Annotated in this window: 21 protein-coding genes; 8 read left to right on the plus strand and 13 right to left on the minus strand. The window is 67.5% G+C overall.

Annotated elements, in window-relative coordinates:
• Positions 1 to 94: 94 nt before the first annotated feature.
• From fabV to queA, 6 genes are all read right to left on the minus strand, one after another.
• Positions 95 to 1354 carry an enoyl-ACP reductase FabV gene (gene fabV, locus AC5P9I_RS13330; protein ID WP_103282838.1) on the minus strand — a complete coding sequence of 420 codons (1260 nt, stop codon included), beginning with the start codon at positions 1352 to 1354 and terminating at the stop codon, positions 95 to 97.
• Between the two features lie 210 nt (positions 1355 to 1564).
• Positions 1565 to 2545 (minus strand): protein translocase subunit SecF, encoded by a 981-nt coding sequence (gene secF / locus AC5P9I_RS13335; RefSeq protein ID WP_130768180.1) that lies wholly within the window; start codon positions 2543 to 2545, stop codon positions 1565 to 1567.
• 16 nt (positions 2546 to 2561) lie between these two features.
• Positions 2562 to 4418, minus strand: coding sequence for a protein translocase subunit SecD (gene secD, locus AC5P9I_RS13340; RefSeq protein WP_014646827.1), 1857 nt, complete (start codon positions 4416 to 4418; stop codon positions 2562 to 2564).
• 61 nt (positions 4419 to 4479) lie between these two features.
• Positions 4480 to 4824 carry a preprotein translocase subunit YajC gene (gene yajC / locus AC5P9I_RS13345; protein ID WP_005416201.1) on the minus strand — a complete coding sequence of 115 codons (345 nt, stop codon included), beginning with the start codon at positions 4822 to 4824 and terminating at the stop codon, positions 4480 to 4482.
• Between the two features lie 133 nt (positions 4825 to 4957).
• Positions 4958 to 6088: a tRNA guanosine(34) transglycosylase Tgt gene (gene tgt, locus AC5P9I_RS13350; RefSeq protein ID WP_130768181.1), complete on the minus strand. Its 1131-nt coding sequence runs from the start codon at positions 6086 to 6088 to the stop codon at positions 4958 to 4960.
• 172 nt (positions 6089 to 6260) lie between these two features.
• Entirely contained in the window at positions 6261 to 7328 is a 1068-nt protein-coding gene (gene queA / locus AC5P9I_RS13355; protein ID WP_088475965.1) for a tRNA preQ1(34) S-adenosylmethionine ribosyltransferase-isomerase QueA, read from the minus strand.
• A gap of 211 nt (positions 7329 to 7539) precedes the next feature.
• On the opposite strand from queA, the gene AC5P9I_RS13360 reads away from it, so the two are divergent.
• Positions 7540 to 9036 (plus strand): aminotransferase class III-fold pyridoxal phosphate-dependent enzyme, encoded by a 1497-nt coding sequence (locus AC5P9I_RS13360; protein WP_049464411.1) that lies wholly within the window; start codon positions 7540 to 7542, stop codon positions 9034 to 9036.
• Positions 9037 to 9289: 253 nt separating this feature from the next.
• The gene (locus AC5P9I_RS13365) at positions 9290 to 9883 is read left to right on the plus strand and encodes an LOG family protein (protein ID WP_049464410.1); all 594 of its coding nucleotides are present in this window, start codon (positions 9290 to 9292) and stop codon (positions 9881 to 9883) included.
• A 19-nt stretch (positions 9884 to 9902) separates the two neighbouring features.
• Here the strand turns inward: AC5P9I_RS13365 and AC5P9I_RS13370 are convergent, their stop codons facing one another.
• The gene (locus AC5P9I_RS13370; RefSeq protein WP_495217365.1) at positions 9903 to 12743 is read right to left on the minus strand and encodes a bifunctional diguanylate cyclase/phosphodiesterase; all 2841 of its coding nucleotides are present in this window, start codon (positions 12741 to 12743) and stop codon (positions 9903 to 9905) included.
• Positions 12744 to 12990: 247 nt separating this feature from the next.
• Here AC5P9I_RS13370 and AC5P9I_RS13375 point away from each other — a divergent pair, with 247 nt between their 5' ends.
• The 5 genes from AC5P9I_RS13375 (at position 12991) to AC5P9I_RS13395 (ending at position 17225) form a co-directional block, all read left to right on the plus strand.
• Entirely contained in the window at positions 12991 to 13509 is a 519-nt protein-coding gene (locus AC5P9I_RS13375) for an RNA polymerase sigma factor (RefSeq protein ID WP_231353173.1), read from the plus strand.
• Positions 13506 to 14558, plus strand: coding sequence for a hypothetical protein (locus AC5P9I_RS13380; RefSeq protein ID WP_130768182.1), 1053 nt, complete (start codon positions 13506 to 13508; stop codon positions 14556 to 14558). Before AC5P9I_RS13375 ends, AC5P9I_RS13380 begins: the two co-directional genes overlap by 4 nt.
• Positions 14559 to 14598: 40 nt before the next feature.
• Entirely contained in the window at positions 14599 to 15195 is a 597-nt protein-coding gene (locus tag AC5P9I_RS13385; protein ID WP_057493792.1) for an IMPACT family protein, read from the plus strand.
• Positions 15188 to 16960 carry an ABC transporter transmembrane domain-containing protein gene (locus tag AC5P9I_RS13390; protein ID WP_130768183.1) on the plus strand — a complete coding sequence of 591 codons (1773 nt, stop codon included), beginning with the start codon at positions 15188 to 15190 and terminating at the stop codon, positions 16958 to 16960. The genes AC5P9I_RS13385 and AC5P9I_RS13390 overlap by 8 nt, the downstream gene beginning before the upstream one ends.
• Before the next feature lie 70 nt (positions 16961 to 17030).
• The gene (locus AC5P9I_RS13395; protein ID WP_049466425.1) at positions 17031 to 17225 is read left to right on the plus strand and encodes a hypothetical protein; all 195 of its coding nucleotides are present in this window, start codon (positions 17031 to 17033) and stop codon (positions 17223 to 17225) included.
• Positions 17226 to 17467: 242 nt separating this feature from the next.
• On the opposite strand, the gene AC5P9I_RS13400 is transcribed toward AC5P9I_RS13395, so the two are convergent.
• The 3 genes from AC5P9I_RS13400 to AC5P9I_RS13410 form a co-directional block, all read right to left on the minus strand.
• Positions 17468 to 18592 carry a prephenate dehydrogenase gene (locus tag AC5P9I_RS13400; RefSeq protein WP_049466423.1) on the minus strand — a complete coding sequence of 375 codons (1125 nt, stop codon included), beginning with the start codon at positions 18590 to 18592 and terminating at the stop codon, positions 17468 to 17470.
• Positions 18589 to 19497 (minus strand): pyridoxal kinase, encoded by a 909-nt coding sequence (gene pdxY, locus AC5P9I_RS13405; RefSeq protein WP_049466422.1) that lies wholly within the window; start codon positions 19495 to 19497, stop codon positions 18589 to 18591. Before pdxY ends, AC5P9I_RS13400 begins: the two co-directional genes overlap by 4 nt.
• A 539-nt stretch (positions 19498 to 20036) precedes the next feature.
• Positions 20037 to 21236 (minus strand): MFS transporter, encoded by a 1200-nt coding sequence (locus AC5P9I_RS13410; RefSeq protein WP_049470279.1) that lies wholly within the window; start codon positions 21234 to 21236, stop codon positions 20037 to 20039.
• A 72-nt stretch (positions 21237 to 21308) separates the two neighbouring features.
• On the opposite strand from AC5P9I_RS13410, the gene AC5P9I_RS13415 reads away from it, so the two are divergent.
• A complete protein-coding gene (locus tag AC5P9I_RS13415; protein WP_049470282.1) occupies positions 21309 to 22106 on the plus strand; it encodes an AraC family transcriptional regulator in 798 nt (265 codons plus the stop codon).
• 60 nt (positions 22107 to 22166) lie between these two features.
• On the opposite strand, the gene dnaJ is transcribed toward AC5P9I_RS13415, so the two are convergent.
• The 3 genes from dnaJ to grpE form a co-directional block, all read right to left on the minus strand.
• Entirely contained in the window at positions 22167 to 23291 is a 1125-nt protein-coding gene (gene dnaJ / locus AC5P9I_RS13420) for a molecular chaperone DnaJ (RefSeq protein WP_049470284.1), read from the minus strand.
• A gap of 154 nt (positions 23292 to 23445) precedes the next feature.
• A complete protein-coding gene (gene dnaK / locus AC5P9I_RS13425) occupies positions 23446 to 25368 on the minus strand; it encodes a molecular chaperone DnaK (RefSeq protein WP_049470287.1) in 1923 nt (640 codons plus the stop codon).
• 181 nt (positions 25369 to 25549) lie between these two features.
• Positions 25550 to 26065, minus strand: coding sequence for a nucleotide exchange factor GrpE (gene grpE, locus AC5P9I_RS13430; RefSeq protein WP_019661244.1), 516 nt, complete (start codon positions 26063 to 26065; stop codon positions 25550 to 25552).
• Positions 26066 to 26114: the final 49 nt, after the last annotated feature.

Consider the following 26114-nt stretch of genomic DNA (forward strand, 5'->3'; position numbering starts at 1 on the left):
GGGCGCTGGCCGGCAGCCTTTGGTACCCAGGGTTGCCGGCCAGCGGCCGGCACTACCCAAAGAAAAGGCCGGCGTTCGCCGGCCTTTTCGCTGATCAGGTCATGTCGACCAGGTTGTCGATCTTCACGTCCGGATTGACGTCGGCCTCGTAGTCGACGCCGTCCACGCCAAAGCCGAACAGGCGCAGGAAGTCGGCCTTGTAGCCGGCCAGGTCGCTGATCTCGTACAGGTTCTCGTTGGTCACCTGCGGCCACAGCGCAACCACCTTGCCCTGCACGTCCGCGGCCATTTCCTTGTAATCGGCGCGCAGGCGGCCCTCGTCATCGACCAGCGCAACGGTGTGGCCGTCGCCATCGACCAGGTCGTGGCGCAGGCGTTCGACCGCCGTGCCGTCAGCCTTGCCGCCGTAAAGGATGTCGTACAGCACGTCGAGCTGCTCGATGCAGCCTTCGTGGGTGCCCTTCTCCTTCATCACCTTGAACAGCAGCGACAGGTACAGCGGCATCGTCGGAATCGCCGAGCTGGCCTGGGTCACCACGGCCTTCAGGACCGACACGCGCGCATCGCCACCGATTTTCGCCAGCTTCTCGCGCAGGCCCAGCACCTTCGTATCCAGGTCCTTCTTGGCGGCGCCGATCGAGCCGTTCCAGTAGATCGCCTGGGTGATCTCTTCGCCCACGTAGGTGAAGGCCGTGGTGGTGCAGCCATTGGCCAGCACGCCCGCATCGGCGAGTGCGTCGATCCACATCTGCCAGTCCTCGCCGCCCATCACTGCGACGGTGCCGGCGATTTCTTCCGGAGTCGCCGGCTGCAGGGTGGTCTCGGTGATCACTTCCTTGTCGGTATCCAGGCCACGCAGGGTGATCGGTTCGCCGATCGGCTTCAGCGTGGAACTGATGATGTCGCCGGTCTTGGGGTGCTTGCGGCGAGGTGCGGCCAGGCTGTAAACGACCTGGTCGACCTGGCCCAGGTCGGCCTTGATCATCTCGATGGCCCTGGCCTTGACCTCATCGGAGAAGGCGTCGCCGTTGATGCTCTTGGCGTACAGGCCGGCTTCGTCAGCGTACTTGTGGAACGCGGCCGAGTTGTACCAGCCCGCAGTGCCCGGCTTGGTTTCGGTGCCCGGGCGTTCGAAGAAGATACCCAGCGTGGCGGCGCCGCTGCCGAACGCAGCAGTGATCCGTGCGGCCAGGCCATAGCCGGTGGAGGCACCGATCACCAGCACCCGCTTCGGGCCGTTCTGGATCGGCGGACGCGCGCGGATGTAGTCGATCTGCTGCTTGACCGCGGCCTCGCAGCCGGTCGGGTGGGTGGTGACGCAGATGAAGCCGCGTACGCGCGGTTTGATGACCATGGATACCTCGGGTTGGCAGATGCGGCGCACGGGGCGCTCAGCAGGAATATGGGCGCGCCTGCGCGCGCGAACCGCAGGATCGTAGTGCGCGGGGGACGATTGCACAACCGACGCTGGCGTAGGGTGGGGTTTGCTTTGCAAGGCTGCAAGCCCTGCACACAAAAAACCCCGCGTGCGCGGGGTTCTCTGTGTGCCGCATGCAGCAGATGCTTACGGGCGACGGGCCAGGGCCTCGACGTCCTTCGCCTTCGGCAGCAGGTCCTGCTTGCTGACGCGCAGGAAGCCGATCGTCAGCATCGGCACCGCGACCAGGATCGAGGACAGCACCACGATCACCGCGCCGATCATGTGCGTCTCGGCCAGGCCTTCCATCGACGCACCGCCGTACAGGTACAGGGCAAGCGCCGACAGGAAGAACATCACCGCAGTGATCACCGTACGCGACAGCGTCTGGTTGATCGAACGGTTCAGCACCTCCATCGAGTCCACGCGCAGGCTGCGGAAGTTCTCGCGGACGCGGTCGAACACCACGATGATGTCGTTGATCGCAAAGCCCATCACCGACAGCAGGCCGGCCAGCACGGTCAGGTCGAACTCACGGCCCAGCAGTGACACGTAGGCGACCGTCACGATCAGGTCGAACATCGCCACGATGCTGGCGGTGACCGCGAACTTCCATTCGAAGCGCACCGCGATGTAGATCAGGAAGCCGGCCAGCATGAAGATGGTGGCGTACAGGCCGTTCTTCGCCAGGTCCTTGCCGATCTGCGGGCCGACGAATGCGGTACTCATCACCGTGGCCTGGTTTTCGGCGCTGGACAGCACCTTCACCACGGCCGCGGCGGTGGCCTTGTCCTCGGCAGCGGCATCACCGGTGCCCGGCGCATGCTCGCCGTGCGGCGCCAGGCGGATCAGCAGGTCGGTGTTGCCACCGACGCTCTGCACCTGGGCACCGTCGAAGCCGTTCTGCTCCAGCTTGGCGCGGACCTGCTCGACGTCCACGGCCTTCTCAAAACGCGTTTCGATCAGGGTGCCGCCGGTGAAGTCCAGTGCGTAGTTGAAGCCCTTGATGCCGATGATGGCGACCGAGGCCAGGAACACCACGATGGTGACTGCCATGGCGACATGGCGCCAGCGCATGAAGTCGATCTTGGTGTCGTTCGGGAGGATGTGCAGCGGAAACAGTTTCATTGTGCGTGTCGTCCCGTCAGATGGCCACGTTCTGGAGCTTCTTGCGACGGCCGTAGATCAGCGTCGCCAGCGCACGCGACACGGTGATCGCAGTGAACATGGAGGCGAAAATACCGATGATCATGGTCAGCGCGAAGCCCTTCAGCGGACCGGTACCGAATGCGAACAGCGCCACACCGACGATCAGGCCGGTCAGGTTGGCGTCGAGGATGGTGCCCGAGGCACGCTCGTAACCGGTCACGATCGCGGTCTTGCCCGGCACGCCGGCGCGCAGTTCTTCACGGATACGCTCGTTGATCAGCACGTTGGCGTCCACCGACAGGCCCACGGACAACGCCAGGCCGGCGAAGCCCGGCAGGGTCATGGTCGCGCCGAACAGCGACATCACCGCCACCACGATCAGCAGGTTGAACAGCATCGCCGCCGAGGTGATCACACCGAACATGCGGTAGTAGATGCTGAAGAACACCAGGGTGAACAGGAACGCGAACACCACCGCGCGCATGCCGTTCTTGACGTTCTCGGCGCCCAGGCTCGGGCCGACCACGCGCTCTTCGACGAAGTCCATCGGCGCGGCCAGCGAGCCGGACTTCAGCAGCTTGGCCAGGTCCTCGGCTTCCTTCTTCTGCAGGCCGGTGGTCTGGAAGTTCTTGCCGAACACGCCGTTGATGTTGGCCACCGAGATCACCTCCTCGTTGACCTTGAAGCCACGCACTTCCTGGCCGTCGACGACGGTCACGGTCGGCACGCGTTCGGTATAGACCACCGCCATCGGCTTGTTCACGTTGGCGCTGGTGAAGTCGAACATGCGCTGGCCACCGACATTGTTCAGCGTCACGCTGACGGCCGGGGAGCCACTGTTCGAATCGGTCACCGCCTGCGCGCCGACCATCTGGTCACCGGTGACGATCACGCGCTTGTTCAGCAGGATCGGGCCGCGGCCGTCACGCTGCTGGTAGACCTTCGCTTCCGGCGGGATGCGGCCGGAATTGATGGCGTCCTGCGCATTGCCCTCGACCACCGCGCGGTACTCCAGGGTGGCGGTGGCGCCGATCATGCGCTTGGCTTCGGCGGTGTCCTGCACGCCCGGCAGCTGCACGACCACACGGTCGGCACCCTGGCGCTGGATGATCGGCTCGGCCACGCCGAGCTGGTTCACGCGGTTGCGCAGGGTGTTGATGTTCTGCTCGATGGCGCCGTTGGCGATCTGCGTGATCTCGGTCTCCGGCACGGTGACCGTGATGCGGTTGCCGCTGACGTCATAGCCGAGCGTCGGCTGTGCCTTGACCAGGGCGGCACGGGCACGCTGCGCGGCGTCGTCACCGGCGGACGGGCTCAGGTTGGCCACGATGCTGTTGTCCGCACGGCGCTCCACCGACTGGTAGGCGATGCGGGCGTCACGCAGGGTGCTGCGCACGTCTTCGGTGTAGGCATCCAAGCGCTTGTCGAGGGCGGCCTTCTGGTCGACCTGCAGCACGAAGTGCACGCCACCCTGAAGGTCCAGGCCGAGCACCATCGGGCGACCGCCCAGCCGGGCCAGCCAGTCCGGCACGGTCGAGGCCAGGTTCAGGGCCACCGTGTACTTCTCGCCGACGGTGTCGCGCAGGGCATCGCTGGCCGCGGACTGCGACTTCAGGTCCGGCAGGCGGACGATCAGGCTTTCCCCTTCCTTTTCGGCACCGATGGCAGTGACACCGGCCTTCTTCAGGTCGGCCAGCACACGGTCGCGCAGCGCATCGTCGATCTGCCCGCCACGGTTGGCGGTGATCTGGATGGCCGGGTCCTTCTGGTAGATGTTGGGCAGCGCGTACAGCGCACTGAGCGCCAGTACGATCAGGATGACGACGTACTTCCAGCGTGGAAATTCGAGCATTGCTTGGGTCCCGCGCGGCGCCATCCCCGGCGCCGCGGTTGTGCTTCGGAAAGGGAGTGGCTTACTTGGCCGAATCCAGGGTGCCGGTCGGCAGCACGCTGCCGACAGCGCCCTTCTGCACGCGGATGCGCACGTTGTCGGCCACTTCGACGGTGATGAAGTGGTCGCCGATGTCGGTGACCTTGCCGGCGATGCCGCCGTTGGTCAGCACTTCGTCGCCGCGCTTGATCTTTTCCAGCATCGCCTTGTGCTCCTTCTGCCGCTTCATCTGCGGGCGGATCATCAGGAAGTACATGATGGCGATCAGGATGATCGGGAACAGCAGCGTGGTCAGGCCCATGCCCTGCGGTTGGCCGCCGGCGGCCTGGGCGTGGGCGGCGGGAATCAGGAAAGCAAGCAGGTTCATCGTTGGTCCTTTGGTTGGGCGGCGCCCCGGCACCATCAGGTGCCACGGTCGCGACCGCGGATCTGGGTCAGCCTTGAAGTATGCCACGGCCCCGGGCGTTCGTCCTTGGGCCGTTTGGCAGGGGGCGTCCGGGTTACAGCGGCGGGGCCACTGCCCCGCGTGCCGCGTAGAAGGACTCGCGGAAGGCCAGGAAGGTTCCCGCCTCGATCGCGGCCCGGATGTCGGCCATGAGCTTTTCGTAATAGAACAGGTTGTGCAGGGTGCCCAGCATCGGCGCCAGCATCTCGTTGCAACGGTCCAGGTGGCGCAGGTAGGACCGGGTGTAGCCGCCGGTGCAGGCCACGCAGCCGCAGCCCGGCTCGATCGGGTCCATGTCGCGCGCGTACTGCGAGTTGCGGATGCGGACGGTACCGAACGAGGTGAAATAGTGGCCGTTGCGGGCGTTGCGGGTCGGCATCACGCAGTCGAACATGTCCACGCCGCGGGCCACGCCTTCCACCAGGTCCTCCGGCCGGCCCACGCCCATCAGGTAGCGCGGGCGGTCGCCCGGCAGCTCCGGGTCCAGGTGGTCGAGCATGGCGTTGCGCTCGTGTTCCGGCTCGCCCACGGCCAGGCCGCCGATGGCGTAGCCGTCGAAGCCGATCGCCTGCAGGGCATCGGCCGAGCGGCTGCGCAGGTCGGTGTACACGCCGCCCTGGACGATGCCGAACAGGGCCGCGTCGTTGCCCAGCTCGTCATGCGCGTTGCGGCTGCGCTGGGCCCAGCGCAGGCTCAGCTCCATCGAGCTGCGGGCGACGTCCTCGGTGGCCGGGTACGGGGTGCACTCGTCGAAGATCATCACAACGTCCGAATCGAGCACCTTCTGGATCTTCATGCTCTCTTCCGGCCCCAGGAACACCCGGGCGCCGTCGGTCGGCGAGGCGAAGGTCACGCCCTGCTCGGTGATCTTGCGGCGGTGGGCCAGCGAGAACACCTGGAAGCCGCCGGAATCGGTCAGGATCGGGCCATCCCAGCGGCAGAAGCCGTGCAGCCCGCCGTGGTCGGCGATGATGTCCAGGCCCGGGCGCAGGTACAGGTGGAAGGTGTTGCCGAGGATGATCTCGGCGCCCAGCGCGCGCACCTGGTCCGGCAGGATGCCCTTGACCGAGCCATAGGTCCCCACCGGCATGAACGCCGGCGTTTCCACCGTGCCACGCGGGAAGGTCAGGCGGCCACGGCGGGCACGGCCGTCGCGGGTCTTGAGCTGGAACTGCAGTCGGGACATGGAGCGGTCGTTCAGGCAAATAGTCGCCCATTGTCTCCCAAAACCGGGGCGGCCGCCCATTCAGGCCTGAACGGACCGGCTGCGGAGCCACGCCGTGCGTGGCTTTCCTCCCGGGTTCCGGCAGGTCCGCACCCACCGTGCGCACCCACCACAGGCAGATGCCGCAGGCGCCCTACCCCGCCTGCGGGAACAGCAGCATGGCGTCGCCGTAGCTGAAGAAGCGGTAGCGCTGCTCGATCGCGTGCCGGTAAGCCTCGAACACGCGCTCCTTGCCGGCGAACGCGGAAATCATCATCAGCAGCGTGCTTTCCGGCAGGTGGAAGTTGGTCACCATCGCGTCGACGCTGCGGATGCGGTAACCCGGGGTGATGAAGATCTGCGTTTCACCCGCGAACGGCAGCAGCTCGCCATCGCGCATCGCGCTTTCCAGCGCGCGCACCACGGTGGTGCCGACGCCGATCACGCGGCCGCCGGCGGCGCGCGTGCGCCGCACCTGCTGGACCAGTTCGGCGCCGACGTTCAGCCACTCGCGGTGCATCACGTGGTCTTTCAGGTCATCGGCGCGCACCGGCTGGAAGGTGCCTGCGCCCACGTGCAGGGTGACGTGGCCGAACTCCACGCCCCTGTCCTTCAGTGCGGCCAACAGCGGTTCATCGAAGTGCAGGCCGGCGGTCGGTGCCGCCACAGCGCCGACTTCGCGCGCGAACACGGTCTGGTAGCGCTCGCGGTCGTCCACGCCCGGCTCGCGCTGGATGTACGGCGGCAGCGGCAGCCGGCCGGCGTGCAGCAGCCACTGCTCCAGGGATTCGGGCACATGGAACTGCAGCACATAGAACTCGCCGTCGCGGCCCAGTACTTCGGCTTCGCCACCGGCATCGAGCGCGATGCGGCTGCCGGCCTTGGGCGACTTGCTGGCACCGACCTGTGCACGCGCCTGCTGGCCGCCGAGCAGGCGTTCGATCAGGATTTCCACGCGGCCACCGCTGGCCTTCTGCCCGAACAGGCGCGCCGGGATCACCCGGGTGTCGTTGAACACCAGCAGGTCGCCCGGCTGCAGCAGCGACGGCAGGTCACGCACCTGCAGATCGGTGAAGGCCGCAGGGGCCGGCGGCACCAGCAGCAGGCGGCTGGCGGAACGTTCGGCCAGGGGAGCCTGCGCGATCAGCTCGGCCGGCAGGTCGTAGTGGAAATCGGACTTCTTCAAGGCAGTGGGCGGCAACAGGTCGACAATGGCGCGCATTGTACGTGCAGCGTCCGCGAGCCGGCGTGCTTCACGGCGAACGTCGCGCAAAATGCTGCTATGCAGCAGGTTTCTGCGGGGTTATCGCGCAGAAAAACAAGTGCTAGCATCGAGTTGGAAGTCCGCTGCACGAGCCTGCCCCCAAGCGCGCGTGATGACGCGCGTTTTGCTTTTGAAGACCCGTGCGACCCATCGTTTCAGGAGATCTGCAATGAGCTTCATCGAACGCCTCGCCCCCCTGCGCGACCAGCCCGGCACCCGCCTTACCACCGGCCTGGACGACGCGACCCTGACTGCCTTGTCCGCCCGCCACCCGCAGCTGGTCGCCGCAGTGGACGCCGCCGCCGAGGAATTCGCACGCGTGCAGGCCGACCTGGGGCCGCTGCTGGCACAGGACGAACAGGCGCAGGTCGATGCGATGCAGGACGGCTTCGTCAACTTCTATGCCGACGATGCGGTGACCCCGTACGTGGCGCTGGCCGCGCGCGGCCCGTGGGTGGTCACCCTGAAGGGTGCCGTGCTGTACGACGCCGGCGGCTACGGCATGCTCGGCTTCGGGCATACCCCGGACGCCGTGCTGGAGGCGATGGCACGCCCGCAGGTGATGGCCAACATCATGACCCCCAGCCTGTCGCAGCAGCGCTTCATCACTGCGCTGCGCGCCGAGATCGGCCACCGCCGAGGCGGCTGCCCGTTCGCCCGCTTCATGTGCTTGAACTCCGGTTCCGAAGCCGTTGGCCTGGCCGCGCGCATCGCCGACGTCAATGCCAAGCTGCAGACCGACCCGGGCGCCCGGCATGCCGGCGCGACGATCAAGCGCGTGGTGGTCAAGGGCAGCTTCCATGGCCGCACCGACCGCCCGGCGCTGTACTCCGATTCCAGCCGCAAGAGCTACATGCAGCACCTGGCCAGCTACCGCGGCGAGGACTCGGTGATCACCGTGGCGCCGTACGATGAGGCCGGCCTGCGCAAGGTGTTCGAGGACGCTGCACGCAACCAGTGGTTCATCGAGGCGGTGTTCCTGGAGCCGGTGATGGGCGAAGGCGACCCGGGCCGTTCGGTGCCGCCGGCGTTCTATGCCGTGGCCCGCGAACTGACCCGTGCGCATGGCAGCCTGCTGCTGCTGGACTCGATCCAGGCCGGCCTGCGTGCGCATGGCGTGCTCTCGGTGGTCGATTACCCTGGCTTCGAAGGCCTGGACCCGCCGGACATGGAGACCTACTCCAAGGCGCTCAACGCCGCGCAGTACCCGCTGTCGGTACTGGCGGTGACCGAACATGCCGCGCAGCTCTACCGCAAGGGCATCTATGGCAACACCATGACCAGCAACCCGCGTGCGCTGGACGTGGCCTGCGCCACCTTGGCGCAGCTGACCCCGCAGGTGCGCGCCAACATCGCCGAACGTGGCGCCGAGGCCGTGCGCAAGCTGGAGCAGCTGAAGGCCGAACTGGGCGGGCTGATCACCAAGGTGCAGGGCACCGGCCTGCTGTTCTCCTGCGAGCTGGCGCCGCAGTTCAAGTGCTACGGCGCCAACTCCACCGAGGAATGGCTGCGCCAGCACGGCATCAACGTGATCCACGGTGGCGAGAATTCGCTGCGCTTCACCCCGCACTTCGGCATGGACAGCGAGGAGCTGGACCTGCTGGTGGGCATGGTCGGCCGCGCCCTGCGTGAAGGCCCGCGCCGCGAGCAGGCCGCTGCCGCGTAAGCGCCCACTTGCGTGGAGCCGAAGGCAGCGGCAGGAGCCGCTGCCAACGTCGCTGGCGACGGCCCGAAGGGTGCCGGTCAGGACGACCGGCATAGCCATGCTCGACTCAGCCTTTGCCGCGATCTGAACGAAGCGCAGCCGAGCATGGTTCGGCGCTACAGAAGGGCCCATAATCCAAGGACACCCCGTCCCTGACCGCTCTGCGATCGGCGACGGGGCGTTTTCGTTTCCGCACCAAGAGACAAGAACCCCCATGAAGTCGATCTGCGTCTACTGTGGTTCCAACGCTGGCAGCAAGCCGGCCTACACCGAACGCGCCATTGCCCTGGGCGATCGCATTGCCCGCGACGGCATGCGCCTGGTGTATGGCGGGGGCAACGTCGGCCTGATGGGCACCGTGGCCAATGCCGTGCTCGCCGCCGGCGGCGAGGTGACCGGCGTCATTCCGCGCCAGCTGGCCGACTGGGAAGTGGCCCATCGCGGCCTGACCGAACTGGAGATTGTCGGTTCGATGCATGAGCGCAAGTCGCGCATGTTCGATCTTGCCGACGGTTTCGTCGCCCTGCCCGGCGGCTTCGGCACCATGGAAGAGATCTTCGAGATGCTGACCTGGCGACAGCTGGGCATCGGCAACAAGCCATGCGCATTCCTCGATGTGGAGGGCTTCTACGCCCCGCTGATCGGCATGATCGATCGCATGGTGGAAGAGCGCTTCCTGCATCCGGACCAGCGCCAGGACCTGTGGTACGGCTCGGACATCGAGGACATGCTGGCGTGGATGCAGAACTACCAGCCGGCCCAGGCCTCGAAGTGGATCGACGAAAAGCGTCGCTCCGCCCTGCGGTGAAGCAACGTCGCGCGGCGGCTCAGGCCACCGCGCGCGCCTTCGGTGCCGGGCGGCCCAACAGGTAGCCCTGGCCATAGTCGCAGCCAAGCTCGCGCAGCGTCTGCCGCTGCGCCTCGGTTTCGATGCCTTCGCCGATGGTTTCAATGCCCAGCGTGCGTGCCAGCGACAGCACGCCTTCGACCAGCGCACGCGTGCTCTGCACTTCCGGCCCATGCAGGCCGGCAATGAAACTCTGGTCGATCTTCAGCGTGCTGATCGGGAAACGGTGCAGGTAGGACAGCGCCGAGAAGCCGGTGCCGAAGTCGTCCAGCTGCACCTGGATGCCGCGCTCGCGAAGGCCCTGCAGGATGCGCAGCGTGTGCGGACCATCGTCCAGCAGCGCCACCTCGGTGATCTCCAGGCGCAGGCGACGCGGATCGGCACCACATGCGTCGAGCAGGCCGAACAGGCGGCCGCTGAACTCGGCCGAGCGGAAGTGGCGGGGTGATACGTTCACCGAGACATAGCTCTGCCCGCCTTCGGCCAGGCCGGCAATGACCTGCTCGTAGATCAGCCAGTCAACCTGTTCGATCAGGCCGCTTTCCTCGCCCAGCTCAAGGAATGCGCCCGGCAGCAGCAGGACGCGGCGCTCGTGCTGCCAGCGCAGCAGTGCCTCATGGCCCACCACTTCGCCATCGGACAGGCGCACGATCGGCTGGTAGAACGGCACGAAATCGCGGTTGTTGATCGCACGGCGCAGGTCGGCTTCCAGGTCGAGGCTGCGCATGGCCTGCTCACGCATGTCCTCGTCGAAGATCGCGCAGCGGTCATGGCCCTGCGCCTTGGCCCGGTACATCGCCGCATCTGCGTCGCGCAGCAGTTCCTCGCCGGTGCGGTAACGCGGATTCCACAGCGCGATGCCCAGGCTGCCGGACGGGAACAGCTCGCGCCCGGCGATCCATATCGATTCCTGCAATGCCAGCAACAAGCGCTGGCCGAAATCCAGCGCCTGCGCCAACCCTTGCGGACAGTGCAGCAGCACCGCGAACTCGTCACCCCCCAGCCGCGCGACCACGTCCTCCGGGCCGGCCATCGATACGATGCGCTTGGCCACTTCCACCAGCATGCGGTCGCCGGCAGCGTGGCCAATGCTGTCGTTGACCAGCTTGAAGCGGTCCAGGTCGAGGAACAGCACGGCGAACACCGGCCCTCCCTCGCGCTTGGCCAGCGCCAGCGCATCCTGCAGGCGATCGAGCAGGTGCAGGCGGTTGGGCAGGCCGGTCAGCGCATCATGCATGGCCTGATGGGTCAGGCGCTGCTCGGCCCGCAGGCGCTCGCCGATCTGCCCGAGCAGCTTTTCGTTGACCTCGGCCAGCTCGCGGGTACGCTCCTCCACGCGCTTTTCCAGCTCGGCATGCGCCGATCGCAGCCGCTGCTGGTCGCGCTGGCGCGCCAGGCCGGTTCCGATGTTCTGCGCGACGAAGGTCAGCAGGCGCTGGTCGTGCACGCTGAAGACGCTGTTCTCGCTGTAGCTCTGCACGACGATCGCGCCGACCACCTCGTCATCGCGCAGCAGCGGCACGCCCAGCCAGCAGTGCGAACGTGCACCGGACTCGCGCACCTCGCCGCTGGCCAGCAGCGCATCGATCTGCGCGCGCGAAGCCAGCAGGGGCCGCCGGTTGCGCACGACGTACTCGGTCAGGCCGCGGCTGAAGGACCGCGGTGCACGGCTGGCGTTGTGCTCATCCACCGAATAGACGAAGTCCAGGCCGTTGCCGGCTTCGTTCACCAGCGCGATATAGAAGTTGCGCGCATCCAGCAGGCGCCCGACCACACCGTGTACCTGCCCGTAGAACTGGGCCAGGCTGTCGGCCGACATCGCCATCTCGGCGATGTTGTACAGCGCAGTCTGCAGCTGCTCGGCGCGACGGCGCTCGGCCACTTCCTCCTGCAGGCTGTGGTTGGCGCGCTGCAGCTCCAGCGTGCGCCGCTCCACCTGCTGTTCCAGCCGGACCTGCGCCTGGCGCCGATCCATCGCGGTCTGCACGTGCTGGGCAACAAAGCCCAGCAGCGCCCGCTCGGCCTCGCCATAGCGGGCCGCAAGCTCATAGCTCTGCACGACGATGGCGCCGCATACCCGGCCATCGCGCAGCATCGGCACGCCCAGCCAGTCCAGGCTCTCCGGGCCGCGCTGCGGATCGTGCTCCTGCTCGACCACGCGCGCCAGCAGCTCGCGCGAGGGCCCGCTGAGCGGCTTGCCGTGACGCAGCAGGGCCACGGTCAGGCTGCGCGGCATTTCTTCGGCAGCATGGCTTTGCGCCGGATCGGCGACGAAGTCGTCGACCTGGTCGGCGAAGTACAGGAAGCGGATCTGGTCGCGGACATCGTCGTATTCGACGATGTAGCAGTTTTCCGCGTACATCAGCGTGCCAAGCACGCCGTGCACGTGGCGCAGCATCTCCGACATTTCCAGGTCGGCGCCGGCCAGATCGGCAATCTGGAACAGCGCCTGCTGCAACCGTTCGGCCTCTTCCAGCGCCTTGATCTGCCCGGCCTGGCGGCCACGCTGCAGGGCCAGTTCAATGGCCTGCCGCGCCAGCCCCCACCAGGCCGCCGATGGCACGGCGCCTTCCACCGACAACTGCAGGCGGGCGCCGTCATAGTCCCAGCCATGGCAGCCGTCACCGACGCCGGGCGAAGCGAACGCGCCGGCTGCCACGACCGCCGGCCAGCCCCCCTGGCCGCGCCCCAGCTGCGGGTCGTCCCAGCCAACGCGGACCACGGCCGAATCCGGCAGCAGCGCATGCAATGCGCGCACCAGCGCCGTGCTCAGCACGGCCTCGTGTGGTGGCTCTTCCGCCGGTTCAACGTGCGTGGACAAATGACAATCTCTTGGCGCCGTCTGTGCGTCGCCTCCCCTGAGCCGCCGAGCATAGCGCGCCACCCGGGGGGCAATGGAAGCCCGTGAACCCCGAATCGTGCGCCCGTACGTTTTTCCTGCTGTCCGCAGCCGCTTCCACGCCATGAACCTCGCCCTGCCCGCCCCCGTCACCGGCTATGCGCCACCGCCCGCAGGCCTTACCCTGTACGCCGTGGAAGCCAGCGCACTGCCAACCGATGAAGCCTTGATGCTGGCCTGGGCCGGTGGCGACCTGCGCGCGTTCGAAAGCCTGTACGCCCGCCATCGCAAGCGCCTGTTCGGCTTCCTGCTGCGGCAGCTGCGCGACACCGCGCTGGCCGAGGAGATCTTCCAGGACGTCTGGCAGCGGGTGATCAGCGCGCGCGCCGGCTGGCAGCCTGAGGCCGCATTCAGCACCTGGCTGTTCCGCATTGCACACAACCGGCTGAACGACCATTGGCGCGCGGCGCGCCATCGCCCTGCCGCACCGGCCGACGCCGACCTGCGCCTGGCCGCGATCGAGGATGGACAGACGCCGGAAGCAGAGCTTTCCGAATTCGAACAACGTCGCCGCATCCAGCGGGCGATGGAGCAATTGCCGCCCGAGCAGCGCGAAGTGCTGCAACTGCGGCTGGATCAGGAACTGAGCCTGGAGGAGATCGGCCAGATCACCGGCGTAGGCCGGGAAACCGTGAAATCGCGGCTGCGCTATGCGATGGACAAGCTGCGTGCGGGATTGAACGCATGAACCGAGACGAACCGCTGACGCCGGAAGAACGCGAGCTGGCGCGCCTGCTCGGCCGCCGCGCCGAACAGGGCCCACCGGCCGCGCTGGACGCGGCGATCCTGGCCGCCGCACGCGCTGCCGTGGACGCGCCGCCCGCCGATGCTGTTGCCTCACCGGAGGCACCACGCGCGCCGCGCCCGCGTCCGCGCTGGCCAGCCGTATTCGGCATCGCCGCCTCGATGGTCTTTGCCATCGGCATCGCCTGGCAGCTGCGCCCGGAGCCCCCGCCGGTTCCTGCGGCTGAAGCCGGGATCGCAGCACCCCGTGTGGCAGCCGATGACGCGGCCGCGACGCAGCGCGCGGACAGCCGTGCCGCCGATCAATCCACCGCTGCCGCTGTGGGACCCGCACCGGCGCAGGCAGCCCCGATGGCCGCGCCGGCTGCTGCACCGGCACCCGCAACGCCGGCCGTCGCGCACGCGCCAGAACCTGCGCCGGCCCAGGCCGCCAACGCTCCAGCACCGCCCGCGCAACCAGCAGCGCGAGCCAAGGCGGCGGACGTCGCCGCCGATACCTCGTTTGCCGCGCTGCCTCATGCACCGGCTCCCGCGCCTGCGCAGGCGGCCGCACCTGCGCCGGCAGCGGCACCGCCCGCACCTGCCGCACCTGCCGCACCGGCGGCTTACCTGGTGCCTGCGCCGGCGTTGGCCCCAGCGCCGGAGGGCGCGCTGAAAGCTCGCAGCGCCGAAGCGGCTGTGGCCAGCGCTGCCGATGCCGAACGGGCCCAGTCACTGGATCGGGTCGAGGTCACCTCGATGAAGCGGCCGGTCCCGAGCCGCTCCGCACCGGGCGTCATGCGCCGCGGCAGCGACGCCGGACTCACTGCCGATGCCGTGCAGGCCGAAGTGGACGCCGATGCCAGGCTGCCCAGGCGGCAGTGGCTGCAGAAGATCCGCGCGCGCCGCGACGACGGCCAGCGCGACCTGGCCCGCGCCAGCCTGGAGCGCTATGTGCAGCAGTATCCGGAGGCCCGCCTGCCGCGCGACCTGCGTCCACTGCTGGACGACTGAAACGGGCGAGCACCTGTGGCAACCCCGTAGAATGGCGGGAATGCTCGATACCCTTGCCCAGCCGGTCAGCCACACGCTGGAAGTCAAACACAGCCGTTTCATTGCACACGCCGCGCCGATCGACGGTGCTGCGGCGGCACTGGCGTTCCTGCAGCAGGTGGCGGTCGCCGATGCGACCCACAACTGCTGGGCCTACCGCCACGGCCAGGACTACCGCTCCAGTGATGATGGTGAGCCCGCCGGTACGGCCGGGCGTCCGATCCTGGCCGCGATTGACGGCCAGGGCTTTGACCGGGTGATGGTGGTGGTGACGCGCTGGTTCGGCGGTATCAAGCTCGGCGCCGGCGGACTGGTGCGCGCCTACGGCGGGGCCGCTGCGGAGTGCCTGCGCATCGCGCCGCGCCTGCCGCTGGTGGCGATGGCCCGGCTGCAGCTGCTGGCCGGGTTCGAGGAGCTGGGGACCCTGCATGCCACCCTGCCCGCCTTCGGCGCCGAAAAGCGCGATGAACGGTTCGATGCCAATGGCGTGTGCCTGCGGATCGAATTGCCGGCAGATCAGGTCGACGCATTGAAAATCCGACTGCGCGACGCCACCCGTGACCGTATCCGCATACAGGACGACCACCAGGATGACTGACAAGGACGACGCCGCCGCCTCGCCCCCGCCGCTGCGCCGCCTCGGCAGCCTGCGGACGCTGTGGCCATTCGTGCGCCGCCACAGTGGACTGTTCACCGCCTGGCTGCTGGCCCTGGCGGTATCGTCGGCGGCCACGCTGAGCCTGCCCCCCGCCGTGAAGCAGATGATCGACCATGGCTTCAGCAGTGGGGGCCAGATCAACCGTGCCTTCGCCCTGCTGATGCTGGTGGCGGTCGTGCTGGCACTGGCAACGGCCGCGCGGTTCTACTTCGTATCGCTGCTGGGCGAAAAGGTCGTCGCCGACCTGCGCAGCCGCCTGTACGCACACCTGATCCAGCTCGGCGCCGGCTTCCATGACCGCAGCCGCAGCGGCGAGCTGGTCTCGCGCCTGACCGCCGACAGCGAGCTGCTGCGCAGCGTGGTCGGCTCGACCATGTCGGTAGCCCTGCGCAGCAGCGTGACCGTGGTCGGCAGCCTGGCGATGCTGTTCGTCACCAGCCCGCGGCTGGCCGCGTGGTCACTGCTCGGCATCCCGCTGGCGGTGCTGCCGATCATCATCGGCGCGCGCAAGCTGCGCGCGGTTGCGCGCAGCAGCCAGGACCGCATCGCCGATGCCAACAGCCTGGCCAGCGAGACGCTGGGCGCGGTCCGCACGGTGCAGGCGCACGCACGCGAGCCCTACGAGCGCGGCCGCTTCGACAAGGCGCTGGGCGATGCCATCGGTGCCGCGCGCCGCCGCATCGGTGCGCAGTCGCTGGTCACCGCCAGCGCCATCCTGCTGGTGTTTGGCGCCATCGTCGGCGTGCTGTGGCTGGGCGCGCACGATGTCATCGACGGGCGCCTCAGCGCCGGTACGCTGGGCCAGTTCGTGCTGTACGCGCTGATCGGCGGCGGCTCGGTCGGCGCCCTGGCTGAAGTGTGGAACGAGCTGCAGCGTGCGGCCGGTGGCATGGGCCGCATCGGCGAACTGCTGCAGGAAGACATCGAGATCCGTGCGCCGACGCAGCCGCTTACGCTGCCGCAACCGCTCCGGGGTGAAATCCGCTTCGACGAGGTGGTGTTCCACTATCCGCAGCGCCCGGACCAGGCCGCTCTGGACCACTTCAACCTGCATGTCCGCCCGGGTGAGACCGTGGCCCTGGTCGGCCCGTCGGGCGCCGGCAAGAGCACGGTGCTGTCGATGCTGCTGCGCTTCCACGACCCGGCCAGCGGCCGCATCTGCGTGGATGGCATCGACGTGCGCCAGGTCGACCCGGCCGAACTGCGCGCGCAGCTGGCGCTGGTGCCGCAGCAGCCGACGCTGTTCGCGGCCAGCGCACGCGACAACATCCGATACGGCCGCCTGCAGGCCAGCGACGCCGAGGTCGAGGCGGCCGCACGCGCGGCCGAGGCCGATGGTTTCCTGCGCGCATTGCCGCAGGGCTACGACAGTGAACTGGGTGAGCGCGGTGCCCGCCTGTCCGGCGGCCAGCAGCAACGCGTGGCAATTGCCCGCGCGCTGCTGAAGGATGCGCCGATCCTGTTGCTGGACGAGGCCACCAGTGCACTGGATGCGCAGAGCGAGCATGGCGTGCAACAGGCACTGGAGCGCCTGATGGCTGGCCGCACCACGCTGGTCATCGCCCATCGCCTGGCCACCGTGTTGAAGGCCGACCGCATCGTGGTGATGGACCAGGGCCGCATCGTGGCCGAAGGCACCCATTCGCAGCTGCTGGCCCAAGGCGGACTGTACGCTGAACTGGCACGCCTGCAGTTCATCGATTGATGACGGCCGGCTAACATCGGCCGGACCAAGCTGGCCTCGCATCAGCAGCATCCGCTGAAGGAGGTCCACGATGTCGTTCCGTCAGTTCCCTGCCGTCGACAGCAATGGCGAAAGCCACATCATCATCGAGTTCAAGCCCGAGGCGAATGGCAGCGGGCACCATTCGGAAGCCACGCCGCGCTATGAACTGGATGATGGCCGTCATCTGGTGCGAAACGGCCGCGAGTTCACCACCAGCGGTGGTGAGCTGAGGCTGACGATCTAGCACTGCCACCCCGCCTGGTGGGTGCCCACCTTGGTGGGCACTGGCTCTATCGCCCCTCTCTGGGTAGGTGTCGCCCCTGGTCGACACGCTTTTTGCCAAGGGCAGTCGAGCATGACTCGACCCTGCAAAAAGCGTGATCAATTTTTGACCAACCATCTTGACAGCCTTGCCCGCCAAGGGCCGCACGCGGTTATCCACATGTTTGCTCAGCATCCATCCACACCGCCTGTGGATGAATGTGGTCAGCCCAACACGCGCCCGATGCCGCTGGCGTCCACCTCGGCGGCCGCGCGGGTGATCGCCCCCGGATCGCTGCCGGCCACGAACCCAAGGCGGAAGTGCACCTCGCCACCGGGCGTGCGCGAGGAATGGATCGACGCCAGGCTGACGCCATGCTGCTCGAACACATTCAGCAGCGCACGCAGCGAGCCGGGCCGGTCTTCCGGCAGGTGCACCGACAGCGCGTTGCGCTCGGTCAGGTCAGCCAGCAGATACCCCACGCGTTCAAAGGTGTAGTTGCCGTCAGCCAGCGCCTGCTCGCCGAAGGCACTGCGATTGGCCGACAGCAGCTGCTCGCGGAATCCAGCCCGCGCGCTGTCATCGCCCTGCGCAACCTGCGCCCGCAGCGCCTGCAGCTGGCCGACCAGCCGTTCCAGCATCGGCGCCACGTAGGGATTGCCGAACTGGATGTCTTCGTAGATCGCCGGATTGAGCGACAGGATGCGCGCGATGATCGCGGTATCCAGTTCGAACGACGCCGACCGGTACGGCATCATCGCGGCCAGGTCACCCAGCTGCGGCTGGTACTGCCGCAGCACGCCGGCCTGGGCCAGATGGGTGGCATGCACCATCGCCTGCACCAGCGCCATCATCTGGTCGTGGTGCTGCGGCGTGGCCCGCACGCACTCGGCCTGCAGCGCCGCGCACAGCGTGTCGACCCAGGGCTGCCAATGCTGAAGCCGGGCTTCGCAGACCACCATCACCCGGCCCTTCAGCGTCGGTGCTTTCGGCGGCGCGGTCATCGGATGCAGGCCGACCACTTCGGCCTGCGAGTCCAGCATCGCCTGTACCGGTGCTTCCTTCACCGAGGTCACGTCCAGCCACAGCCTGCCCTGCTCGCGGCCGGCCGACTGCCGCACGTACTCGGCGATCAATGCCGGCGTGTGCCGGATCGGTGCCGAGAACACCAGCACATCGGCCTGCGCCAGCAACTGCTCCGGCGTGTGCGAGTCCGGGTCCGCGGGATCATGGCCGATCACCTGCAGCTGCATGTGCTGCTGGAAGAAGCGGGTCAGCCAGCGCCCGTAGGCGCCAGCGCTGCCGATGATGCCGACCGTGCGCGGCGTGCGGGGATCCAGGCCGCTCATGCCACGCGTTCGGCGCGGAAGCGCGTTCCTTCGGCCAGCGCCGCCGGCGCGGCGGCGACCACGTCGAATTCCTCGAAGCCGTTGTCCAGGGTCGCCTCCAGCGCCGCGTGGGTGCCGGCGATCGCCCGCGAGATGGCCAGCTGCATCGATTCGCCGCGCAGCAGGAAGGACACCACCAGCGACATCAGCACATCCCCCGTACCGGCCACGTCCACCGGCAGCAGTGGCGAGGTCCAGCGCCAGGTCTCCTCGCGGCCAACGGCCAGGGTCACCAGTTCACCCGGGTTGCCGCCCACGCTGTGCGCGATCACCCAGTGCGGGCCACGATCCAGCAGCGTGCGCGCGGCGGCGATGGCATCGGTCTCGGCCAGCGCCGGCATGCCGGTCAGGCGATTCAGTTCGAAGGCATTGGGCGTCACCAGCCAGGCGTGCGGCAACAGGCGTTCGGCGAAGACCGCTTCCAGGCCCGGTTCCACATAGGGCCCGGTGTGGGTGTCGCCGATCACCGGATCCAGGCAGTAGCGCAACTGGGGGCAGGCCGGCAGGATCCCGTCCAGCCAGTCGGCGAACGCCGCGCCGTTGGCGGTACTGCCGAAATAGCCGGACACCAGCATCTTGGCGCGCTGCGGCAGGCCACGCTCGTGGGTACCGAGCAGCAGGTCGGCGAACCAGTCGACCGGCAGCACGCGGCCCCGCGTAGTGTCGTAGAACGGGGCATTGCTCAGCAGCACGGTCGGGATTTCCGCCACGCGCACGCCGAGTGCGCGCATCGGCGGTACAGCCGCGCTGTTGCCGGCATGGCCGTAGACAAGTTGCGACTGGACCGAGATGACATCGATCGGCGACGGCCCATCCGGCCGCTGGCGGCGGCCGTGGACCAGATGGTTATCAAGGGATTCGCTCATGGCCGCATTCTACGCCCAAGGGGGTTTTCGGCAGGGCTTGCAGCCCTGCACCTGCCGAAGGCGAAGCCGAAGCAAGATCAAGAGCCGCATTCCGTGGGGTGGCGAGGCGGTGTGGGTGGTCAGGACACGCCGTAAACCCATCCATGGGGGCTCGATGGCGCCATCCATGGCGCCAACGGTCCTGCCCACCCACACCGCCCCGCCTCTGACAGATTCCCGCGACTGTTGGTGGGTGCCGACCGTTGGTCGGCACATCTGTGGGATACCGAAATAAATCGGGGTCAGATCCGTTTTTCTTCGGAAAACGGATCTGACCCCACGAGCTGTTCCGACAGATCGCGGAAAACTGTCGAAGGCGGGGTGGGTCCGGTTGCGGGGGCGTGAGCCGCATGGATGCGGCGACCGAGCCTACATGGACGTATTTACGGCGCCCCCCGGAACCGGACCCACCCCGCCAACCCACGGATAGCCAGCTTCTGCTGTTGACGTTGACGTTGCTTCGGCAGGTGCAGGGCTGCAAGCCCTGCAACCCAACCTCCTCAGTGAGCAGCAGGCCGCGACGGCGGCAGCCACGCCGCGACGATGCCCAGCAGCGGCAGGAACGCGGTCAGCTGATAGACGTACTCGATGCTGGTCTTGTCCGCCAGCAGGCCGAGCACGGCCGCGCCCAGCCCGCCCATGCCGAATGCAAAGCCGAAGAACAGGCCGGACACCATGCCGATACGGTGCGGCATCATTTCCTGCGCGTACACCACGATGGCCGAGAATGCCGAGGACAACACGAAGCCGATCAGTACCGCCAGCACCGTGGTCCACAGCAGATCGGCATGCGGCAGCATCAGCGCAAACGGCGCCACGCCCAGGATCGAGGTCCAGATGATCGGCTTGCGGCCGATGCGATCACCCAGCGGGCCACCCAGGAAGCCGCCGGCCGCAGACGCCACCAGGAACGCGAACAGGTGCAGCTGCGCCTGTGCCACCGGAATGCCGAAGTGGTGGATCAGGTAGAAGGTGAAGTAGCTGCCGATGCTGGCCATGTAGAAGTACTTGCTGAAGATCAGCACCAGCAGGATCGCCAGCACCTTGGCCACGGTGCGCGGCGGATGGCGCGGGGCCATCGAGGCGGTGCTGGCCGGGCGCGGGGTGCCCAGGTGCAGCGCGTACCAGCGGCCGACATAGGTCAGCAGCGCGATGCCGATCAGCGCGGCGCCGGCAAACCACGATGCGGCATGCTGGCCATACGGCACGATCACTGCGGCCGCAATCAGCGGGCCCAGTGCGGTACCGAAGTTGCCGCCGACCTGGAACACCGACTGCGCGAAACCGTGCCGGCCACCCGAGGCCAGCCGGGCGATGCGCGAGGCCTCCGGGTGGAAGATCGCCGAGCCGATGCCGACCATGGCCGCGGCCATCAGCACCACCGCGTAGTTCGGTGCGAAACCGAGCAGCAGCATGCCGCACAGGGTCGAGGCCATGCCGATCGGCAGCGAGTACGGTGCCGGGCGGCGATCAGTGGCCATGCCGATCAACGGCTGGAAGATCGAAGCGGTGAGCTGATAGGTCAGCGTGATCAGGCCGATCTGGGTGAAGCTGAGGTTGAAGCCGCCCTTGATCACCGGATAGATGGCCAGGATCAGCGACTGCATCATGTCGTTGACGACATGCGAGGTGGAGATGGCGGCCAGCACGCCGGGAGCTACCGGGCGCGAGGTCGTTGCGGGAGAAGCCAGGGTCGACATGGACGCAGTCAGGTTGGGGGCGAGCCCCGCATGCTACGGTTGCCCTCCCCTCCCTTCTGCCGCGTTCAGGTCATGCCCTATCGCAAAAAGGACATCGCCGGCGACGTCGATCCGGCCGCGCCCTGGCGGGAGGTTCCCCTGCACCGTCCGGTCACCTATCGGGTCACCCAGTACCCGGTGGGCACCCACATTCCCGGGCACAAGCACCAGCGCCACCAGCTGGTCTACGCCATCTCCGGCCTGATGGTGGTGCGATCGGAAGTCGGCCGCTGGGTGGTGCCCTCGAACCGCGCGATCTGGATGCCGGCCGGGATGGTGCACGCGGTGGACTGCATCGCCGCCGTGCACATGCGCAGCCTGTACATCGACCCGTCGTTCGCCCCGCACCTGCCGACCGAGCCGTTCGCGGTGCAGGTGTCGCCCTTGCTGCGCGAGCTGCTGCAGGCCGCCACGCTGGTCAAGGGCGAGCACATCGAGGACAGCCGCGATGGCCGCGTGGTGCGCCTGCTGCTGGACGAACTGCACCGCATGGACGTGCTGCCGCTGCACCTGCCTGCGCCGAGCGACCCGCGCCTGCTGCGGATCTGCCAACACCTGCAGAAGCACCCCGGCGATGAAGCCACGCTGCAGGACTGGGCGCAGGCGCTGGAGGTTGACGTGAAAACCATCCAGCGCCACTTCGCCAGCGAGCTGGGCATGACCTTCGGGCAGTGGCGGCAGCAGGCGCGGCTGCTGGCTGCCCTGGAACGATTGGCGGTGGGCGACAAGGTCATCGATGTGGCGCTGGCGATGGGTTACGACAGCCCCAGCGCGTTCAGCAGCATGTTCAAGCGCCAGCTGGGGCAGACGCCTGCGGCATTTTTCCGATGATCGCAAACGAAAACGCCGGGCATGGCCCGGCGCTACCGCCCAACACTTCCGTTGAAAAACTCAGGACGTCATCCGGTCCCAGAAGCCCTTCACGCCATCCATGAACGTCGCCGACTTCGGCGAATGCTTGCGTGCTTCCTCGCCGACGAAGGTGGCTTCGAACTGCTCCAGCAGCTTGCGCTGTTCGTTGGTGAGGTTGACCGGGGTCTCCACCACCACGCGGCAGTACAGGTCGCCCTCGCTGCGGCTGCGCACCGAACGCACGCCCTTGCCGCGCAGGCGGAACAGCTTGCCGGTCTGGGTCTCGGCCGGGATGCGGATCTCTGCTTCGCCGCCGAGGGTAGCCACGCGCACGGTGTCGCCCAGTGCCGCCTGCGAGATGCGGATCGGCACTTCGCAGTGCAGGTCGTCGCCATCGCGCTGGAAGATCGCATGCTCGCGCACCCGCACTTCCACGTACAGGTCACCCGGCGGCGTTCCAGCCGGGCCGGCTTCGCCTTCGCCCTGCAGGCGGATGCGGTCGCCGGTATCGACGCCGGCCGGCACCTTCACCGACAGCACCTTGTCTTCCTCGACGCGGCCGTTGCCATGGCAGGTCTTGCAGGGCTTGGCGATGATCTGGCCACGGCCGCCGCAGTTGTGGCAGGCCTGCTGCATGGCGAAGATGCCGCGCTGGATGCGCACCTGGCCGCGGCCATGGCACACGTTGCAGGTCTCGACCTTGCCGTCCTCGGAGCCACTGCCATCGCAGTCGCCGCACTCGGCCAGGGTCGGAATCTCGATCCGGCGCTCGACGCCGCGCACGGCTTCTTCCAGGTCCAGTTCCATCACGTAGCCAATGTCGGCACCGCGACGGGCCTGGCGCGGACCACCGCCGCCACCGCCGAAGATGTTGCCGAAGATATCGCCGAAGATATCGTTCATGTCCGGGCCACCCGGACCGCCGCCGCCCATGCCGTGCTCGAACGCGGCGTGGCCGTGGCTGTCGTACATGCGGCGCTTGTTGCCGTCGGACAGCACTTCGTAGGCTTCCTTGCACTCCTTGAAGGAGGCCTCGGCCGCCGCATCACCCGGGTTGCGGTCCGGATGGAACTTCATCGCGCAGCGACGGTAGGCCTTCTTCAGCTCTTCGTCGGTGGCGGTGCGGGCAACGCCCAGCACTTCGTAGTAATCGCGCTTGCTCATATCGTGAATCGGGTTCCGGAACGTCGGGATTCGTCAAAGCGGAAGAGCGGAACCAGGTCCGCTCTTGCGTCGGGCGCCCCGACACGCCGGTGGGCGGTCAGGACCCTGATGCGACAACGGGACGCTGGCTGGCAGCGTCCCGCGTCGGTCCGGATCAGGACTTCTTGTCGTCCTTGACTTCGGTGAACTCGGCGTCGACCACGTCATCGTTGCCCTTGCCGGCATTGCCGGCATCGGCACCCGGGGCACCGCCCTGGTCGGCCGAAGCCGCAGCGAACAGCGACTGGCCGGCTTCTTCCAGCGCCTTCGACTTGGCTTCGATCTGCGCCTTGTCGTCACCCTTCATCGCGGTCTCCAGGTCGGCCAGGGCCGCCTCGACCTTGCCGATGACATCGCCGCCGACCTTGCTGCCGTGCTCGGTGATGGCGCTGCGGGTGCCGTGGATCAGGGCGTCGGCCTGGTTGCGGGCCTGCACCAGTTCCTGGAACTTCTTGTCTTCCTCGCGGTTGGCTTCCGCGTCGGCGACCATGCGCGCGATCTCTTCCTCGGACAGGCCCGAACCTGCCTTGATCTCGACCTTCTGTTCCTTGTTGGTCTTCTTGTCCTTGGCCGACACGTGCAGGATGCCGTTGGCGTCGATGTCGAAGGACACTTCCACCTGCGGCAGGCCGCGCGGAGCCGGCTCGATGCCGGACAGGTCGAACTTGGCCAGCGACTTGTTGAAGCGGGCCTGTTCGCGCTCACCCTGCAGCACGTGCACGGTCACGGCCGACTGGTTGTCCTCGGCGGTGGAGAACACCTGCGAGGCCTTGGTCGGGATGGTGGTGTTCTTCTCGATGATCTTGGTGAACACGCCGCCCATGGTCTCGATGCCCAGCGACAGCGGGGTCACGTCCAGCAGCAGCACGTCCTTGACGTCGCCGCCCAGCACGCCGCCCTGGATCGCCGCACCCAGTGCCACGGCTTCGTCCGGGTTGACGTCCTTGCGCGGTTCCTTGCCGAAGAACTCGGTCACCGCCTGCTGCACCTTCGGCATGCGGGTCTGGCCGCCGACCAGGATCACCTCGCTGATGTCGCTCGAACGCAGGCCGGCATCGTTCAGGGCGACGCGGCACGGCTCGATCGACTTCTTGATCAGGTCGTCCACCAGTGCTTCCAGCTTGGCGCGGGTCAGCTTGATGTTCAGGTGCTTCGGACCCGAGGCGTCAGCGGTGACGTACGGCAGGTTCACTTCGGTCTGCTGGGCGCTGGACAGCTCGATCTTGGCGCGCTCGGCAGCGTCCTTCAGGCGCTGCAGGGCCAGCGGATCCTTGCGCAGGTCGATGCCCTGGTCCTTGTTGAACTCTTCAACCAGGTACTCGATGACGCGGTTGTCGAAGTCTTCGCCACCCAGGAAGGTGTCGCCGTTGGTGGCCAGCACTTCGAACTGCTTCTCGCCGTCGACGTTGGCGATCTCGATCACCGACACGTCGAAGGTGCCGCCGCCCAGGTCGTACACCACGATCTTGCGATCCTTGTTGTCGCCCTTGTCCAGGCCATAGGCCAGCGCGGCCGCGGTCGGCTCGTTGATGATGCGCTTGACGTCCAGGCCGGCGATGCGGCCGGCGTCCTTGGTGGCCTGGCGCTGGCTGTCGTTGAAGTAGGCCGGCACGGTGATGACCGCTTCGGTGACCTTCTCACCGAGGAAGTCCTCGGCGGTCTTCTTCATCTTTTCCAGCACCTTGGCCGAGATTTCCTGCGGCGCCATCTTCTTGCCGTCGCTGGTGGCCACCCAGGCATCGCCGTTGTCATGGGCCAGGATGCTGTACGGGACGTGGGCGATGTCCTTCTGCACCTCGCCGTCGGTGAACTTGCGGCCGATCAGGCGCTTCACCGCGTAGAAGGTGTTCTTCGGGTTGGTCACGGCCTGGCGCTTGGCCGAGGCACCGACCAGGACTTCGCCGTCCTTGGTGTAGGCGACGATCGACGGGGTGGTGCGATCGCCTTCCGAATTCTCGATGACGCGGGCCTTGCCGCCGTCCATGATCGCCACGCACGAGTTGGTGGTGCCGAGGTCGATACCAATGATCTTGCCCATGGGGGAGACTCCTGAGGATGCTAGTTGGGGTCAGTCCGGCCGTTCGGCCGGTGGATGAATACGATGTGGGGGAGGCTCGTGGAACATTCAAGCCATCCTCCGAACGCTGTGTTTCCGGTCATCCGGCGCGTTCAGCGTCGGGTCGGGTGGCGGTCTCTGTCCGCCGCCCGGCCCCGCGGGATCACTCGGCGGCCACCACCACCAGCGCCGGCCGCAGCAGGCGCTCGTTGAGCAGGTAGCCCTTCTGGAACACGGTCACCACGCTGCCCGGGGCGGCACCCGGGGTCGGGGCCTGGCTGATCGCCTGGTGGTGTTCCGGGTTGAACGGCTGGCCGATCGGGTCCAGCAGGACCAGGCCGTTGTCGGCAGCGACCTTGAGCAGCTGCTTGTAAGTCAGCTCCAGGCCTTCGCGCAGCGGGTGCGGGTCGTCGCCGGCGGCCTTCAGGCCGGCATCCAGGCTGTCGAACACGGGCAGCAGATCGCCCAGCAGCTTCTCGTTGGCGAACTTGCGGGCCTGTTCGATGTCACGGGCAACGCGCTTGCGCTGGTTCTCCAGGTCGGCGCGCTCACGCAGGGCATCGGCCTTGACCTGTTCGATTTCGGCGCGCAGGCGCTCGACTTCGTCGTTGACGCCGGCGGTGGCGGCCGCATCGGCGGCACTCTGCTGGGATTCGATATCTGGCTGTTCGTGGTTCATGTCTGGGTCCCTGGCGGTCAAACTCCGCCTCCAACCACCCTAGTGTGGG

Source organism: Stenotrophomonas sp. YJH_SMC_29 (assembly GCF_059371235.1).